This is a genomic window from Agreia sp. Leaf283 (assembly GCF_001422485.1).
Classification (GTDB): domain Bacteria; phylum Actinomycetota; class Actinomycetes; order Actinomycetales; family Microbacteriaceae; genus Agreia.
Genome location: NZ_LMNF01000002.1, coordinates 1 through 14,804, shown reverse-complemented (window position 1 = coordinate 14,804; position 14,804 = coordinate 1). Strand labels below are relative to the sequence as shown.

General features: G+C 67.6%; 15 protein-coding genes and 1 rRNA gene. All 16 read right to left on the bottom strand.

Features of this window, described 5'->3' with window-relative positions; all coding sequences use genetic code 11:
- Positions 1–19: 19 nt before the first annotated feature.
- The 16 genes from cmk to rrf all read right to left on the bottom strand — a co-directional run bounded on the left by cmk (position 20) and on the right by rrf (position 14,569).
- A complete protein-coding gene (gene cmk / locus ASF51_RS08965; protein ID WP_082479706.1) occupies positions 20–760 on the bottom strand; it encodes a (d)CMP kinase in 741 nt (246 codons plus the stop codon).
- A complete protein-coding gene (locus ASF51_RS08960; protein WP_055928241.1) occupies positions 757–1,839 on the bottom strand; it encodes a prephenate dehydrogenase in 1,083 nt (360 codons plus the stop codon). Before ASF51_RS08960 ends, cmk begins: the two co-directional genes overlap by 4 nt.
- 3 nt (positions 1,840–1,842) lie before the next feature.
- Positions 1,843–2,664 (bottom strand): pseudouridine synthase, encoded by an 822-nt coding sequence (locus ASF51_RS08955; protein ID WP_055928238.1) that lies wholly within the window; start codon positions 2,662–2,664, stop codon positions 1,843–1,845.
- On the bottom strand, positions 2,651–3,271 hold the full coding sequence (gene scpB, locus ASF51_RS08950; RefSeq protein WP_055928234.1) for an SMC-Scp complex subunit ScpB: 621 nt from the start codon (positions 3,269–3,271) through the stop codon (positions 2,651–2,653). Before scpB ends, ASF51_RS08955 begins: the two co-directional genes overlap by 14 nt.
- Positions 3,261–4,088 (bottom strand): ScpA family protein, encoded by an 828-nt coding sequence (locus ASF51_RS08945; RefSeq protein WP_055928231.1) that lies wholly within the window; start codon positions 4,086–4,088, stop codon positions 3,261–3,263. Before ASF51_RS08945 ends, scpB begins: the two co-directional genes overlap by 11 nt.
- On the bottom strand, positions 4,072–4,977 hold the full coding sequence (locus ASF51_RS08940; protein WP_055928227.1) for a ParA family protein: 906 nt from the start codon (positions 4,975–4,977) through the stop codon (positions 4,072–4,074). Before ASF51_RS08940 ends, ASF51_RS08945 begins: the two co-directional genes overlap by 17 nt.
- A 71-nt stretch (positions 4,978–5,048) precedes the next feature.
- Positions 5,049–5,975, bottom strand: coding sequence for a site-specific tyrosine recombinase XerD (gene xerD / locus ASF51_RS08935; RefSeq protein WP_055928223.1), 927 nt, complete (start codon positions 5,973–5,975; stop codon positions 5,049–5,051).
- Between the two features lie 3 nt (positions 5,976–5,978).
- A complete protein-coding gene (locus ASF51_RS08930) occupies positions 5,979–6,641 on the bottom strand; it encodes an NUDIX domain-containing protein (protein WP_369797305.1) in 663 nt (220 codons plus the stop codon).
- Positions 6,634–8,397, bottom strand: coding sequence for a CTP synthase (locus ASF51_RS08925; protein ID WP_055928220.1), 1,764 nt, complete (start codon positions 8,395–8,397; stop codon positions 6,634–6,636). The genes ASF51_RS08930 and ASF51_RS08925 overlap by 8 nt, the downstream gene beginning before the upstream one ends.
- 118 nt (positions 8,398–8,515) lie before the next feature.
- Positions 8,516–10,222 (bottom strand): DNA repair protein RecN, encoded by a 1,707-nt coding sequence (recN, locus tag ASF51_RS08920; RefSeq protein WP_055928217.1) that lies wholly within the window; start codon positions 10,220–10,222, stop codon positions 8,516–8,518.
- A complete protein-coding gene (locus tag ASF51_RS08915) occupies positions 10,215–11,129 on the bottom strand; it encodes an NAD kinase (RefSeq protein ID WP_055928214.1) in 915 nt (304 codons plus the stop codon). The genes recN and ASF51_RS08915 overlap by 8 nt, the downstream gene beginning before the upstream one ends.
- Positions 11,130–11,131: 2 nt before the next feature.
- The gene (locus ASF51_RS08910; protein ID WP_055928209.1) at positions 11,132–11,935 is read right to left on the bottom strand and encodes a TlyA family RNA methyltransferase; all 804 of its coding nucleotides are present in this window, start codon (positions 11,933–11,935) and stop codon (positions 11,132–11,134) included.
- Entirely contained in the window at positions 11,928–12,083 is a 156-nt protein-coding gene (locus tag ASF51_RS19415; protein ID WP_200920405.1) for a hypothetical protein, read from the bottom strand. Before ASF51_RS19415 ends, ASF51_RS08910 begins: the two co-directional genes overlap by 8 nt.
- 28 nt (positions 12,084–12,111) lie before the next feature.
- Positions 12,112–13,131: an HAD-IIA family hydrolase gene (locus tag ASF51_RS08905; RefSeq protein WP_055928207.1), complete on the bottom strand. Its 1,020-nt coding sequence runs from the start codon at positions 13,129–13,131 to the stop codon at positions 12,112–12,114.
- A complete protein-coding gene (locus tag ASF51_RS08900) occupies positions 13,103–14,257 on the bottom strand; it encodes a hypothetical protein (protein ID WP_235497201.1) in 1,155 nt (384 codons plus the stop codon). Before ASF51_RS08900 ends, ASF51_RS08905 begins: the two co-directional genes overlap by 29 nt.
- A gap of 195 nt (positions 14,258–14,452) precedes the next feature.
- A 5S ribosomal RNA gene (rrf, locus tag ASF51_RS08895) occupies positions 14,453–14,569 on the bottom strand.
- Positions 14,570–14,804 lie beyond the last annotated feature (235 nt).

The following is a 14,804-nucleotide window of genomic DNA, read 5'->3' as shown; positions in this document are numbered from 1 at the left end:
GGACGGGTTGGGAGCCTTTTTATCGGCCATGCGAGATCCTCGCTGTTTGAGTGTGGACGATCTCGACCACCGCGTGAACGGTCTGGTCGAAGTCGAGTTCGGTTGAATCGAGGGTGAGAACACCATCGGCGGCGTTCATGAAATCGACGACTCGAGAGTCGGCCTGATCTCGGGACCGGAGCTGTTCACCCACGACGGCAGCACTCTGATCGGTCAGTTCCTTGGAACGCCTCGCCATTCTAGCCTCTTCCGACGCTGTTAGCAGGATTCTCACGGGCGCATCGGACGCGACGACCGTCGTGATGTCGCGACCTTCCACGACGATCCCCGGGTTCGGTGCGGCGCGGATGATGCGGCGGAACAGCGCGGTGAGCCCGGCTCGCACCTCGGGCAGCTTCGAGATGTGCCGCACGGCGTTCGTCACGCGGGGCTCCCGGATGGCGTCGGTCACGTCGGTCTCGCCGACCCGCACGTAGTAGTCGGCGGGCTCTGTTCCGATACGCAGGTCGAATGTCTTCTGAGCCTCGACAACGGCGGCCGGGTCCTCGAGGTCGACTCCGCGGTCGAGCAGGCTCCAGGCCAGCGCCCGGTAGCAGGCTCCCGAGTCGAGGTAGGCGTAGCCGAGGGCAGCCGCCGCGGCCTTGCTCACGCTCGACTTGCCGCTGCCCGCCGGGCCGTCGACGGCGACGACGAAGGTCGTGTCGCTGTTGGCATCCGATGCGGTCTCGCGCCGCGTGTTTTCTTTTTCCGGGGTGGTCATCCTGCAATCCTCCAGCCGCGCTGCGACAGTTCGTCGGTAAGGCGCTGCACCGCTTCGGGCAGAACCGAGATCTCGGCCAGGCCGATCTGGGCGCCGGGCGAGTGCTCCAGGCGCAGATCTTCGAGGTTCACGTTCGCCTCGCCGATCTCGTGGAACAGTCTCGCCAGTTCGCCCGGCTTGTCGTCGACCATGACCACGAGCGACGAGTACCGCCGGTCGAGGCCGTGCTTGCCCGGAATGCGGGCAACGCCCATGTTGCCGCCCGCGAGCTCCTCGTTGATGCGTCGTCGCGAGGATCCCTGCGACGGATGCTCGAGCGCGTCGATGAACCGGTCGAGGTCGGCGCGGAAGTCTCGAAGCACGTCGGCGACGGGTCCGGCGTTGGCTCCGAGGATCTGAACCCACAGCTCCGGATCGCTCGCCGCGATGCGGGTCACGTCGCGCAGACCCTGGCCCGACAGGTTCACAGCGGCATCGGGCGCGTCGGTGAGCCGCCTGGCCATGACGCTCGAGATCACCTGGGGAACGTGGGAGACGAGGGCGACCGACAGGTCGTGCTGCTCGGGGCTCATCTCCACGAGCGTGGCCCCGAGGTCGAGAATGAGGTCGTCGAGCAGCGAGCCGCGCTGGTACGAGACTCCCCCGTGGTCGGCCACGACCCAGGGACGCCCGAGAAACAGATCGGCCCTGCCAGACAGGGGGCCACCGCGCTCGCGCCCGGCGAGCGGGTGCGATCCGAGGTAGCGCGTCACGTCGGCACCGGATGCGCGCAGCTCCTCGAGGGGGGCGACTTTCACGCTGGCGACATCGGTCACGAGGGCCTCGGGGTAGGCGAGGAGTTCTGCGGCGACGATCTGCGCCGTCACGTCCGGGGGAACGCAGACGACGACGATCTGCGGCGAATCGTCGGCCTCGGCTGCTCGTCCGGCGCCGTAGTCGATGGCGATGCTGAGGTTGGTGGGCGACGCGTCGGCGAGGATGACGTCGACGCCTCGGGCGCGCAGGCCGAGGCCGATGCTGGTGCCTAGCAGGCCGACGCCGACGACGCGCACCTGCCCGGTGAGACGGGATTCGGCCATGGCCTACTCCCCCGCTTCCGACGAGTCGTCAGGCAAATCCGTGGAAAAACCGGCCGGCTCGGCCGCATCCTTCGAGCGCGAGAGAGTCAGAATCTGGCCGAGCTCGGCCGAGGTGAGCTCCCTGGTCGCGCCGACGCGAAGGTTGCCGAGGTGCAGGGGGCCGAACGAGCGGCGCACGAGGTCGACCACGGGGTGCCCGACCTCTTTCAGCATGCGTCTCACGATGCGGTTGCGGCCGGAGTGGAGTGTGATCTCGATCAGGCTGAACCCGTTCGAGGTCTCGAGCAGTCGAGCCTTGTCGGCGGCGATCGGGCCGTCCTCGAGTTCGAGTCCGGTCGTCAGCCGCTGCACGGTCTGCGGCGTCATGGCGCCGCGCACCTTGGCGATGTAGGTCTTCATCACGCCGAATGACGGGTGGGCGAGTACGTGCGCGAGGTCGCCGTCGTTCGTGAGGATCAGAAGGCCCGAGGTCTCCGCGTCGAGACGCCCGACGTTGAAGAGCCGCTCCTCGAACTGGTCGGTGAACTCGCGCAGATCGGGCCGCCCGTTCTCGTCGGCGAGGCTCGACACGATGCCCACGGGCTTGTTGAGCATCACGTAGCGCTTCGACTGGTCGAGCTGGATGGCGACGTTGTCGACGGCCAGCTTGTCGACGGCCGGATCGATCCGCCGCCCCGGCTCCCGCACCACCTGGCCGTTGACGCGCACGCGCCCGGCGGCGATCAGCTCCTCGGATGCGCGACGCGAGGCCACACCGGCGGCCGCCATCACCTTCTGCAGGCGAATGCCTGTTTCGTCGGGGGTTCCGTGGTCAAAGTCGTTCATCAAAGCCTTCCGCGCCGTCTGCGAGGAGCGGCGAGATCGGGGGGAGTTCGTCGAGGGAGTTGAGGCCCAGCTGGGTCAGCACCAGGTCTGTCGTGCCGTACAGGATCGCGTGCGTCTCGGCATCCGTCGACACCTCGGTGATGAGGCCGCGACCGAGCAGGGTACGCACGACCGAATCCACGTTCACCGCGCGGATCGACGCGATGGATCCGCGCGAGATGGGCTGCTTGTAGGCGATCACGGCGAGCGTCTCAAGGGCGGCCTGGCTGAGGCGCGACGGGTTCTGGGTCGACACGAAGTCGGTGACGACATAGTCGTAGTCTGCCCGCACGTACAGGCGCCAGCCGCCTCCGACCTCACGCAGTTCGAATCCGCGCCTGATCGATCCGTCGACGCCGTCGAAGTCGTCGACGAGTCGTTCGATGGCCTGCCGCACGACGGCGACGGGGCGTGACACGACCGTGGCGAGGGCGACCAGGCTCTGCGGTTCGTCGGCGACCATGAGAATCGCCTCGAGCGCTCGATCGACGTCGGCGACCACGACGGGGGCCGGGGCGACCGGATCGTCGGGTGAGGGGATGTCTTCGAGCGAGATATCAGTTGTCATAGTCCGCTCCCAGATTAGAGAGGTTCTCCTCGGTCCACGACTCGGCCGTCCAGCTGAGCGTCAGCTCGCCGAGCGGCTCGATCTGCTCGAACGAGATCGACGCGCGCCGGTAGAGCTCGAGCACGGCGAGGAACCGGGCGACCACGACGCCCTTCTCGGCGATCCCTGCTATCAGCTGGCGGAACGACATCGGTCCGTCTGTCGAACGAAGAAGGGTCACGACGTGGGCGGCCTGTTCCCGGATGCTGACCAGCGGCGCGTGCAGATGTTCCAGTCCCACGGTGGGCATCTCCCGGGGCGCGAGGGCAAGGGCCGCAAGCGCGGCGAAGTCGTCGGGGGTCAGAGTCCAGACCAGCTCGGGCGTCTGCCGACGATACTTCTCTTCGAGCCGCACCTGCCTCACGTGCCGGGTCGATTCGGCTTCGAGGCTCGCGCCGAACCACTCGGCGACCTGTTTGAACGCCCGGTACTGCAGGAGGCGGGCGAAGAGCAGGTCGCGCGCCTCGAGCAGCGCCACGTCTTCGGCGTCGACGAGCTCGCCCTGGGGCAGGAGCCCCACGATCTTCAGGTCGAGAAGGGTCGCGGCGACCACGAGGAACTCCGATGCGCGGTCGAGCTCCTCTGCGGAGTCGAGGCCGCGCAGGAATCCGATGAACTCGTCGGTGACCTTGCTGAGCGCGATGTCCGTGATGTCGAGCTCGTGCTTCGAGATGAGCGAGAGCAGCAGGTCGAACGGACCCTCGAAGTTGTCGAGGCGGAGTTCGAACGCGGGCGCATTCTCGCCCGCGAGCAAGTCGGGGCTAGGCGACCGCGCCACGCGCGACCAGTTCTCGGGCGAGCTGCTTGTAGGCCTTCGCAGCCGAATGCTCCGGCGCGAACTGGGTGATGGGACGGCCGGCGACCGACGCGTCGGGGAACTTGACCGTGCGGCCGATGACCGTTTCGAGCACGGCGTCGCCGAACGCATCCACGACCCGCTCGAGCACTTCGCGCGAGTGGAGCGTGCGCGGGTCGTACATCGTGGCGAGGATGCCGTCGAGCTCGATGGCCGGGTTGAGCCTGTCGCGCACCTTGTCGATCGTCTCGACCAGCAGGGCGACACCGCGGAGCGCGAAGAACTCGCACTCGAGAGGAATGAAGACACCATGGCTGGCCGTGAGGGCGTTGATGGTGAGCAGCCCGAGAGACGGCTGGCAGTCGATGAGGATCACGTCGTAGTCGGCGCTGACCTTGCGCAGAACTCGAGCGAGGATCGTCTCGCGGGCCACCTCGTTGACGAGATGCACCTCGGCGGCCGACAGATCGATGTTGGCGGGGATCACGTCGAGGCCCTCGACCGAGGTGTGCTGAATGGCGGCCGACGGGTCCTTCGCGCTGCCGAGGAGCAGGTCGTAGATCGTCAGGGCGTCATGCGTGTTCACGTTGAGTCCGGCGGAGAGGGCGCCCTGCGGGTCGAAGTCGATCGCGAGCACGCGGCGGCCGTAGCCGGCGAGGGTCGCGCCGAGATTGATGGTGGTCGTCGTCTTGCCGACGCCACCCTTCTGGTTGCAGAGCGAGATGATGCGTGCCGGGCCGTGCGACTTGAGCGGTGCTGGATCGGGGAACTCCCGAAGCGGGCGCCCGGTGGGACCGAACTTCGGTGTCTCGAGTCCCGGAAGCTCGGACCGACCGGTGTTCTTAGTGCCCGCCACGAACGCTGCTCCCATTCCTCCCGGCAGCCTGTCACCGGAACGAACTCAACTGTACCGGCCCCGCAGCACTGCGCCGCGTAGGCGACTCAGCGCGCCCGAGGATGAGCCGTCACGTACATGTCGCGGAGCGTGTCGGCCGTGACCAGCGTGTACAGCTGAGTGGTCGCTACTGAGGAGTGTCCGAGCAGGTCCTGGACGACCCTCACGTCGGCTCCGCCCTGCAACAAGTGGGTTGCGAATGAGTGCCGGAAGGTGTGCGGCGACACGTGCGCCTCGAGCCCGGCACGGCGCGCCGCCGATTGGATGACGAGCCAGGCTCCCTGCCTCGAGAGACGCTGGCCGCGCTGTCCGAGGAAGAGCCCGGGCGTGGCCCGACCACGAGCCGACAGTGCCGGTCGCGCCCGCACGAGGTAGGCATCCACGGCCTCACGGGCGTAGCTGCCCACCGGAACGACCCTCTGCTTGCTGCCCTTGCCCACGAGGCGCACGATCTCGTTGTCGTCCATGACGTCGTCGACGTTGAGTCCGACGGCCTCCGACACCCGAGCGCCGGTCGCGTAGAGCATCTCGAGCAGGGCGCGATCTCGCAGGGCGAGCACGTCGTCGCCCGTGACGGCGCCGAGCAGGGTGTTCATCTGGTCGATGGTGATGGCCTTGGGGAGCCTGCTGGCGAGCTTCGGCGGCTTGACCTCTCTGGCCGGGTCCGAATCGACCGCTCCCTCGTCGGCGAGATGCCGGTGGAGTCCCCGCACGGACGACAGGATGCGCGCCACGCTCGACGCGGCCAGCGGCTCGGAAGGAGCGTCGTCACCGATGTCGACGGTGCGCAGCGATCCCGCGAACTGGCCGATCTGCGCGGCGGTGATGACCCGCGCATCCGACACGCCCTGGGACTCGAGCCACTCGGTGTACCGCTTCAGGTCGCGCGAGTAGGCGGCGAGCGTGTTCGTCGACAGGCCGCGCTCGATCGTGAGGTGGCGCAGATAGTCGTGCACCTGCGGCTCGAGCGCCATGGGCTATGAGGGCCGGCGGGAGCTGCGCAGCACGTCGCGCTGGGGCCACGGCGCATCGGCCGCACCCAGGGTCGACCAGCCGCGGGATCGCGAGATCGCCGCCGCGTAGACGGCCACGACCAGAGACGGGTTCTGGATGCGCCGCGCGACGACCGCATCGAGCGCCTCGTCGAGCGGCACCCAGCGCTTCTCGATGTCGGCCTCCTCGTCTTCACGAGCGAAGGCAGCGGTCTCTGTGAGGTCTCTCGCGAGGTACACGCGGATCGCCTCGTTGTTTCCGCCGGGCGTCGTCACGTAGTCGGAGAGCACGCTCCACGATGCGGCGGCCAGGTCGACCTCCTCGGCCAGCTCGCGCTTGGCGGCCTCAAGGGGATCCTCGTCGGCGACGTCGAGGAGGCCGGCAGGGATCTCCCACTCGCGGGCACGGATGGGGTGCCGGTACTGCTTGATCAGCAGCACGCGCTCCTCGTCGTCGACCGCGAGAACGGAGACCGCTCCCGTGTGGTCGACGAATTCGCGGGTGATCTGCTGGCCGTTGTAGTCGAAGGTCTCGCGCCGAACATCCCAGATCTTGCCCTGGAAGACGATGTCGCTCGACACGATCGGCAGGTCGACGCGATCGTCGGCCAGCAGACCCTGCACCTGCTCGGGCTGCTGATCAGGCACGGTCGGCGACCTCGTCGACCTCGCCGATCGATGCGGCTTCGTCTTGCGAGAACAGGCTCGACGCCTCGTGCCGCTCGAGGGCCGCCTCGACGAGGCCGCGGAAGAGCGGATGCGGGCTGCTCGGTCGGCTTCGCAGCTCGGGGTGCGCCTGGGTCGCGACGTAGAACGGGTGAACGGCGCGGGGAAGCTCGACATACTCGACGAGCGAGTCGTCGGGCGACGTTCCGCTGAACCAGAGGCCGGCGTCGGCGATCTGGGCGCGGTAGTGGTTGTTCACCTCGTAGCGGTGACGGTGACGCTCGCTCGCGACGGGAGCGCCGTACAGGGCCTCGACGATGGATCCCTGCGCCAGGTTGGCCTCGTAGAGGCCGAGCCGCATCGTTCCGCCGAGGTCTCCCCCGGCGATGATGTCGACCTGCTCGGCCATGGTGGCGATGACGGGGAACTCGGTGTCGGGATCGAACTCGCTCGATGACGCGCCCTCGAGGCCTGCCTCGTGCCGGGCGTACTCGATGACCATGCACTGCAGACCGAGGCACAGTCCGAGCGTGGGAATGCCGTTCTCCCTGGCGAAGCGCAGCGCGCCGAGTTTGCCCTCGATGCCGCGCACGCCGAAGCCTCCGGGAACGCAGATGCCGTCGACGTCGGACAGCTCGCGAGCGGCACCCTCGGGCGTCTCGCAGTTGTCCGACGGGATCCACTTGATGGCGACCTTGGTCTTGTGGGCGAATCCGCCGGCCTTGAGGGCCTCGGTCACCGACAGGTACGCGTCGGGAAGGTCGATGTATTTTCCGACGAGGCCGATGGTCACGTCGTGCTTCGGCTCGTGCACCGCCGTGAGCAGCGGCGACCAGCGCGACCAGTCGACGTCGCCTGCGCCCTGGGCGAGGTCGAGGCTGTCGATGATGTAGGCGTCGAGCCCCTGGTCGTGCAGCATGGTGGGGATGTCGTAGATGCTGGGAACGTCGACGGCGTTCACGACCGCGGCCTCGTCGACGTCGCACATGAGCGCGATCTTGCGCTTGTTCGACTCCGAGACGGGCCGGTCGCTGCGCAGCACCAGGGCGTCGGGCTGGATGCCGATGGATCGGAGGGCGGCGACGGAATGCTGGGTGGGCTTCGTCTTCTGCTCGCCCGATGCTCCCATGTACGGAACGAGCGAGACGTGCACGAAGAAGACGTTCTTGCGGCCCAGTTCGTGCCTCACCTGGCGAGCGGACTCGATGAACGGCTGACTCTCGATGTCGCCCACCGTTCCACCGATCTCGGTGATGATCACGTCGGGTCGGGGTGAGCCGTCGGCCGGCGGCTCCGCCTGCAGGCGCATGCGGCGCTTGATCTCGTCAGTGATGTGCGGGATGACCTGCACCGTGTCGCCGAGGTACTCGCCGCGGCGCTCCTTGGCGATGACCGTCGAATAGATCTGGCCCGTCGTCACGTTGGCGGCCTGGTCGAGGTTGATGTCGAGGAAGCGCTCGTAGTGCCCGATGTCGAGGTCGGTCTCGGCGCCATCGTCGGTCACGAACACCTCGCCGTGCTGGAACGGGTTCATCGTTCCGGGATCGACGTTGAGATACGGGTCGAGCTTCTGCATGACGACATGCAGCCCCCGGGCGGTGAGGAGGTTGCCGAGACTGGCGGCCGTGAGGCCTTTGCCGAGACTGGATACCACACCACCCGTGACGAAGATGTGCTTCGTCGGGGTGTTAGAAGTCGAGGGGAGGCCGGTCACCGAAGCGCCCGCCTGGGATGCCATCGACGAGCCGGAAAGGACCTGGGGATTTTGACCATCTGCCACGGAGTTTCATCCTAACAGTCGCTGCGGGCGGTGAGCCCCGTGGATCTCGTTCGGCGGGCCCGCCGAACGAGCCGTACTACCCGGCAGCCGCAAGATCGAGCAGTTCGCGGGCGTGCTCGAGGCCGCTCTTCGAATCGGGCAGGCCGGAGAGAAGCCTGGCCATTTCAGCCGCCCGGGCGTCGCCGTCGAGCTGCGTGACGCTCGACGCGGTCACCGCGCCCGACGAATCCTTGACGACGGTCAGGTGGTTCGTGGCGAACGCGGCGACCTGGGCGAGGTGGGTCACCACGATCACCTGCGACGTCTTCGCCAGCAGGGCGAGTCGTCGCCCGATCTCGATGGCGGCCGCCCCGCCGATGCCGGCGTCGACCTCGTCGAATACGAAGGTGGGCACGGGATCTGTAGCGGCGAGAACCACCTCGATAGCGAGCATCACCCGCGAGAGCTCTCCCCCGGAGGCGCCTTTGGCCAGGGACCGGGGCGTGCTTCCGCCGTGGGGCTGGAGGAGGAATCTGATCGAGTCGGCGCCCGAGGCGGTGAGCTCGTCGCGGGCCGTCACCTCGATGACGAAGCGCGCGGTGGGCATGGCGAGTGCGGCGAGTTCGTCGGTCACCCTTGCCGACAGGGCGGCGGCCGCCTCGGTTCGTGCGGCGGTGAGCTGGGCCGCCAGTGCGGTCGCCCGCGTGTCGAGGTCGTCGAGTTCTGCCCTGAGCTGCTCGATACGGTCGGAATCGTTGTCGAGTTCGAGCAGCCTCGGCCCGGCGGCCTCGCCGAAGCGGATGACGTCGCCGAGTTCCGGGCCGTACTTGCGGGCGAGCACCGCCAGCGACGCCCGCCGCTGCTGGATCGAGTCGAGTTCGGCCGCCCCGTCGGAGTCGAGCGACGCGATGTAGCTCGACAGTTGTGTGGACACCTCGGCCACGAGGAACCCGGCGCTGGCGAGGGACTCGACGATGGGCTGCAGGGCGGCATCGTGCGGCGCAACCCGCTCGAGCTGGCGACGCGCACTGTCGAGCAGCCCGATGATGTCGGGATGGGAGTCGAGGGCCTCGCTCGAGACCAGGTCTCGGGACTCCTCAGCGGCCAGCCGGAGATCCTCGAGGTTGGTGAGCTTCTCTGCCCTCTCCGCGAGCTCCAGGTCTTCACCCTCGATCGGCCCGAGCTCGTCGATCTCGCCGAGGGCGACCCTCAGCCCCTCGGCCTCACGTGCACGCTCGTCACGCTCGTCGATGAGGCTGGCGAGCTCGGCCCGTGCCGCGCGCGCCTGGCCGAACACCGCAGAGTACTGCTCCGCGATGCGGGCCAACGTCTCTCCGGCGAACCGGTCGAGGGCCGATCGCTGCTCGGTCGACGAGGTGAGCCTCATCTGGTCGGATTGCCCGTGAACCACGATGAGGTGCTCTCCGAGCTCGGCGAGCAGGCTGGCGGGCGCTCCGCGGCCGCCGACGACGGCTCGGCTGCGACCCTCGCTCGACACGGTGCGCAGCAGGATGAGCTCCGCCGTGTCGTCACCCTGCGGGTCGAGGTCTCCCCCGGCATCCTGCACCCGCGTCGCGATCTCGCCCGTCGCCGGAACGATCCAGCGCCCTTCGACGGATGCCTGCTTGCTGCCGCTGCGCACTGTGCCCGAATCGGCCCGGGCGCCGAGCACGAGACCGAGCGCCTGCACGACCATCGTCTTGCCGGCACCGGTCTCCCCCGTGACGGCCGTGAAGCCGGCGCCGAGCGGTAGAACCGCGTCGTCGATGACACCGAGGTCGCGGATGGAGATTTCGTTAATCACGGGTCGTCGGGCCTCGCCATCCGGTGACGGGCAGGTTGAACTTGCCCACGAGTCGATCTGAGAACGGGCCGAGGTGAAGCCTCGCGAGCCTCACGGGCGTCGGCGAACGCCGCACGACGACCCGTGCGCCCAGCGGGAGATCGTGGGTGCGTCGTCCGTCGCACCAGAGCACTCCGGTGCCCTGCGTTCGGGGAAGGACCTCGACCGCCAGTGCGGAGTCGGGACTCACGACGAGGGGGCGGGCGAAGAGCGCATGAGGGCTGAGCGGCACCATCAGCAGGGCGTCGAGGCTGGGCCAGACGACGGGTCCGCCGGCCGAGAACGCGTACGCGGTCGAGCCTGTGGGCGTCGACATGACCACTCCATCGCAGCCGAAACTGGAGATCGGCCGACCGTCGACCTCCATGACGACCTCGAGCATGCGTTCTCGACTGGCCTTCTCGACCGTCGCCTCGTTGAGCGCCCAGGTCTCGTAGACCACCTCGGAGTCGACCTTGACCCGCACGGAGAGCGTCATGCGCTCCTCGACGTGGTAGTCGCGGGCCAGGGCCCGGCGTACCGTCTCGGTGAGATCTTCGCGTTCGCTCTCGGCCAGGAAACCCACGTGGCCCAGGTTGACGCCGAGCAGCGGAACCGCCGAACCGCGCACCAGCTCTGCGGCACGAAGGATCGTGCCGTCGCCGCCGAGCACGATCACGAGCTCGAGATCGGCCATGTCGACATCGATGCCGAGAACCGGCATGCCGGCGAGCTGCTCGGGATAGGCGCCGACGTCGTCGATCTCCTGGGGTGCGATCACCGCCGTCACGCCGGCGTCGCGCAATTGGGCGCAGACCCGCACCGCAGCATCGACGGAATCCTGGCGGCCCGTGTGCAGCACCACGAGGATGTTGCGCTGGTTCACCATTCTCAGACTCCCGTCATTCTGGTCACGCGATCCAACCATTCTGTCGGATTGCCTCCGACAACCGCGCTCAGCCAGATCAGGTACTCCTTGTTTCCGGCGGCACCGATGACTGGGGAGGACGTGATGCCCGCCGTGCCGAGTCCCAGGTCGAAGGCGCTCCACAGGACGCTCGCGACGGCCTCGCCGCGTAGTCCGGCATTCTTCACGATGCCCTCTTTGATGCCCGTGCGCCCGACCTCGAACTGGGGTTTGACGAGCAGCACGAAGTCCGCATCCGGCGTCGCCACCGACTGGAGTGCCGGCAGAACCGTCGCCAACGAGATGAACGACAGGTCTCCGACGACAAGCGACGGCGACTCGTCGACCCTCGCGGCTGCACCGAGGGTCTCGGGCGTGGCGAATCGAACGTTGAACCCCTCGACCACCTGCACCCGCGGATCGTCGGCGATCACCCGCGCGAGCTGACCGTGTCCCACGTCGAGAGCGATCACCTGGCGCGCACCGCGTTCGAGCAGCACCTGGGTGAACCCGCCCGTCGAGGCACCCGCGTCGAGCGCGAGGCGACCCTGCACGGCCAAGTCGGGGAAGGCATCCAGCGCCGCCACAAGCTTGCCCGCCGCCCTGCTGACGTACCCGTCATCGCCGTCGACCGTGAGCGCCTGCCCCTCGGCCACACGAAATGACGGCTTCACCTGGCCGACCCCGTCGACACGCACGAGCCCGTCGGCGATGAGCTGGGCCGCGTGGGTGCGGCTTCGGGCGAGGCCCATCGCGGCCAGAGCGGCGTCGAGTCGAGACTCAGTCATCGACAAGGGCGTCCCCGCCCTCGAGTCGCACGCGCAAGGCGTCGTGCACCTGCACGTAGGCCTCGGCTCGGGCGTCGAGAGGTTGCTCCTCGATCACCCGAAGGCGAGAGAGAAGTGCGTTCGACGTCTCGGGGTCGGTGTCAGTCACAGGTTCTAGAGTAGCGCCGGCATGCGCCTCACCCCTCGTAGAGCTCCTCCGGCACCTGAAGTCCGTAGATCGCGCGGCCCGATGTCCAGATGACCGCGCAGGCGGCCCTCAGCAGGTCCGTGCGACTGTCGCCGGCCGACGCGATCACCACGTCGTTGCCGCGGATCTGCACCTTCGCGCCGCCCACCGTCGCGGTCGACGAGTCCTTGGAGAACGTGGTCACCGGGTACGGCTCGAACAGTCCGCGCAGGTCGTCGAGGATGAACTGTGGACGCTCGTCGGGCTTCGCCGACAGCAGCTGCTTGGCCGTGTCGACGCCGGTCAACACGTGGGCCACGGGCATTCCCGCCCGGTTCGCACCCAGGATGTCGGTGTCGAGCCTGTCGCCGACGAACAGCGGCGACGACGCCCCGAATCGGCGCCGAGCCTCTTCGAAGATCGCGACCTCGGGCTTTCCCGCGACCACGGGAAGCCGCCCGACGGCCGTGTGCACAGCAGACACGAGAGTGCCGTTGCCGGGCGCGATGCCCCCGGCCACAGGAATGGTCCAGTCCGTATTCGTCGCGACCCACGGGATGCCACGGTGAAGCGCGAAGCTGGCTTCGGCAAGCTGCTTCCAGCCGACCTCGGGCGAGAAGCCCTGGATGACGGCGGCCGGCTCATCGGCGGACTCCCGCGTCACGCGGAACCCGGCTTTGCCCAGTTCGTCGACGAGGCCGTCGCCGCCGACCACGAGGATGAGGGAGCCCGGCTGCACGAGGTCCGCCAGGAGCCGCACGGCCGCCTGCGGACTGGTCACCACGTCGCTTGCCGCGACGTCGAGGCCGAAGCTCGACAGGTGCTCTGCGACCTGCCGATCGGTTCGGGAGGCGTTGTTGGTGATGTACCCGATCTTCGTGCCCGCTGCGGCGACCCTGGTCAGGGACTCGACGGCAAAAGGAATGGCCTTCGGACCCTGATAGACGACGCCGTCGAGGTCCGCGAGAACCGCGTCCACTCCATCGAGAGGGGTCGCCACGCTACGACTCCGACGGGCGAACAGGCTCATCGCCGCTCTCTTCCCCGCTGGAATCTGCAATGGCGTCGTCGACGGAATCGAAGACGATCTCCTCTTCGTCGATGTCCTCTTCATACACCTCGACGAGGTCGCCGTCGTCGTCACCGAGAGCGGCATCGGCCCGAGCGGCGCGGTCACGCCAGGACTCGGCCTCCTCGACCCTGCCCAGGTCCTCGAGAACCTCCGCATAGGCGGAGAAGAGGTCGGCGCTGTACGAGTATGCGACGTCGGGGTTCAGCTGCGGGATGTCGAGCTCGTCGAGGGCCGCCTCCGTCTGGCCGAGGTCGAGACGTGCACCACTCATGGCGATCGCTACGGCGACCTGCGCGGCCGACGACAGCTCAGAGCGTTGAACCGACCGACCCACTTCGAGGGCCCTGTCAGGACGACCGACGCCTCGCTCGCTGTCCACCATCAGTGCCAGCTGCTCGTTCGAACCGGAGATGCGCCGGTATGTGCGCAGTTCACGGATGGCAAGCGCGAAGTCACCTGTCGCGTAGGCCGTGATGGCCAGCGTCTCTCGAACGATGCCGATGCGGCCTGCTCGCCGAGCCGCCGAGATGGCGTGCCGGTGCGCGAGCTCAGGGTCCGACTCGATCAATCGCGCAGCCATGGCCAGGTGCTGGGCCACGCCCTCCGCGTTCTCCTTGCTCAGGGTCTTCAGCTCGTTCCGAGCACCTTTGTCGAGGTCGCGGGCCGTGACACCCTCGGGGATCTCCGGATCGTCGTGACGCGGGCGCACGGCGCGAAGCGCCCGAGCCTGCTTCTCCTCTTCGCTCAGCTCGACTTCGCGGGCGCGAGCGTCCCGGTCGTTGCGGGCAGGCTTGCCTCCGCTGGTCCAGAGCTTGCGATCCGAACCACGGTCAGGACGACCCCCGCGTACGGGCCTGTCGCGCTGAGGACGGTCTCCGTCGCTTCTCGACCGCTCAGGGCGATCGGAGCCCGTGGGTCCTCCCGATCGAGCGGGACGGTCGGGGCGCGCAGCACGCTCGGAACCGTCTTGCCGCTTCGGCCGGTCCGAGTTCGACGGCCGGCCGGACTGGGGACCGTTGTTTCGACGAGGAGAGTCGTCGCGTCGTCCTGGTCTCTGCGGACCACGGTCAGATGAATCGGTCATGGATATCTCCTCGCGCGGACGGGGCCGGCGTGCTCTTTGCGTGCTGTGTAGTTGGAAGACGCGCAGACGCTCGGAATACGAGTCGTCGGGTCCTTCGCACACGGTACACGGTTGTGAGCAACCGCGCCGCGTGAGGTGTTGGTCGTTAACGCGAAATGGCCACCCCCTATGGGGGTGGCCATTCGTGTAATAGGAGTCCGGCGGTGTCCTACTCTCCCACAAGGTCCCCCTTGCAGTACCATCGGCGCAGAGAGTCTTAGCTTCCGGGTTCGGAATGTGACCGGGCGTTTCCCTCTCGCTATGGCCGCCGAAACACTAGAGATGTAACTATCTAGAAGTTTCAAACAGACACAACGCCCATCGTAAATATGGGTGTTGGTGTGTTTGGTTCTCGACCGTACATCGAGAACCACATAGTGGACGCAAGCGCATGTGCTTTTTTGCAAGTTTTTGGGTGTTATCAAGTTATCGACTTATTAGTACAGGTCAGCTCCGTAGGTCTTTAGTCCCTACTTCCACATCCTGCCTATCAACCCAGTAGTCTAGC

Coding starts and splice junctions, on each gene's coding strand:
- cmk (WP_082479706.1), bottom strand. CDS start 760: ATGACCACCCCGGAAAAAGAAAACACGCGGCGCGAGACCGCATCGGAT.
- ASF51_RS08960 (WP_055928241.1), bottom strand. CDS start 1,839: ATGGCCGAATCCCGTCTCACCGGGCAGGTGCGCGTCGTCGGCGTCGGC.
- ASF51_RS08955 (WP_055928238.1), bottom strand. CDS start 2,664: ATGAACGACTTTGACCACGGAACCCCCGACGAAACAGGCATTCGCCTG.
- scpB (WP_055928234.1), bottom strand. CDS start 3,271: ATGACAACTGATATCTCGCTCGAAGACATCCCCTCACCCGACGATCCG.
- ASF51_RS08940 (WP_055928227.1), bottom strand. CDS start 4,977: ATGGGAGCAGCGTTCGTGGCGGGCACTAAGAACACCGGTCGGTCCGAG.
- xerD (WP_055928223.1), bottom strand. CDS start 5,975: ATGGCGCTCGAGCCGCAGGTGCACGACTATCTGCGCCACCTCACGATC.
- ASF51_RS08925 (WP_055928220.1), bottom strand. CDS start 8,397: ATGGCATCCCAGGCGGGCGCTTCGGTGACCGGCCTCCCCTCGACTTCT.
- ASF51_RS08915 (WP_055928214.1), bottom strand. CDS start 11,129: ATGGTGAACCAGCGCAACATCCTCGTGGTGCTGCACACGGGCCGCCAG.
- ASF51_RS08910 (WP_055928209.1), bottom strand. CDS start 11,935: ATGACTGAGTCTCGACTCGACGCCGCTCTGGCCGCGATGGGCCTCGCC.
- ASF51_RS08905 (WP_055928207.1), bottom strand. CDS start 13,131: ATGAGCCTGTTCGCCCGTCGGAGTCGTAGCGTGGCGACCCCTCTCGAT.
- ASF51_RS08900 (WP_235497201.1), bottom strand. CDS start 14,257: ATGACCGATTCATCTGACCGTGGTCCGCAGAGACCAGGACGACGCGAC.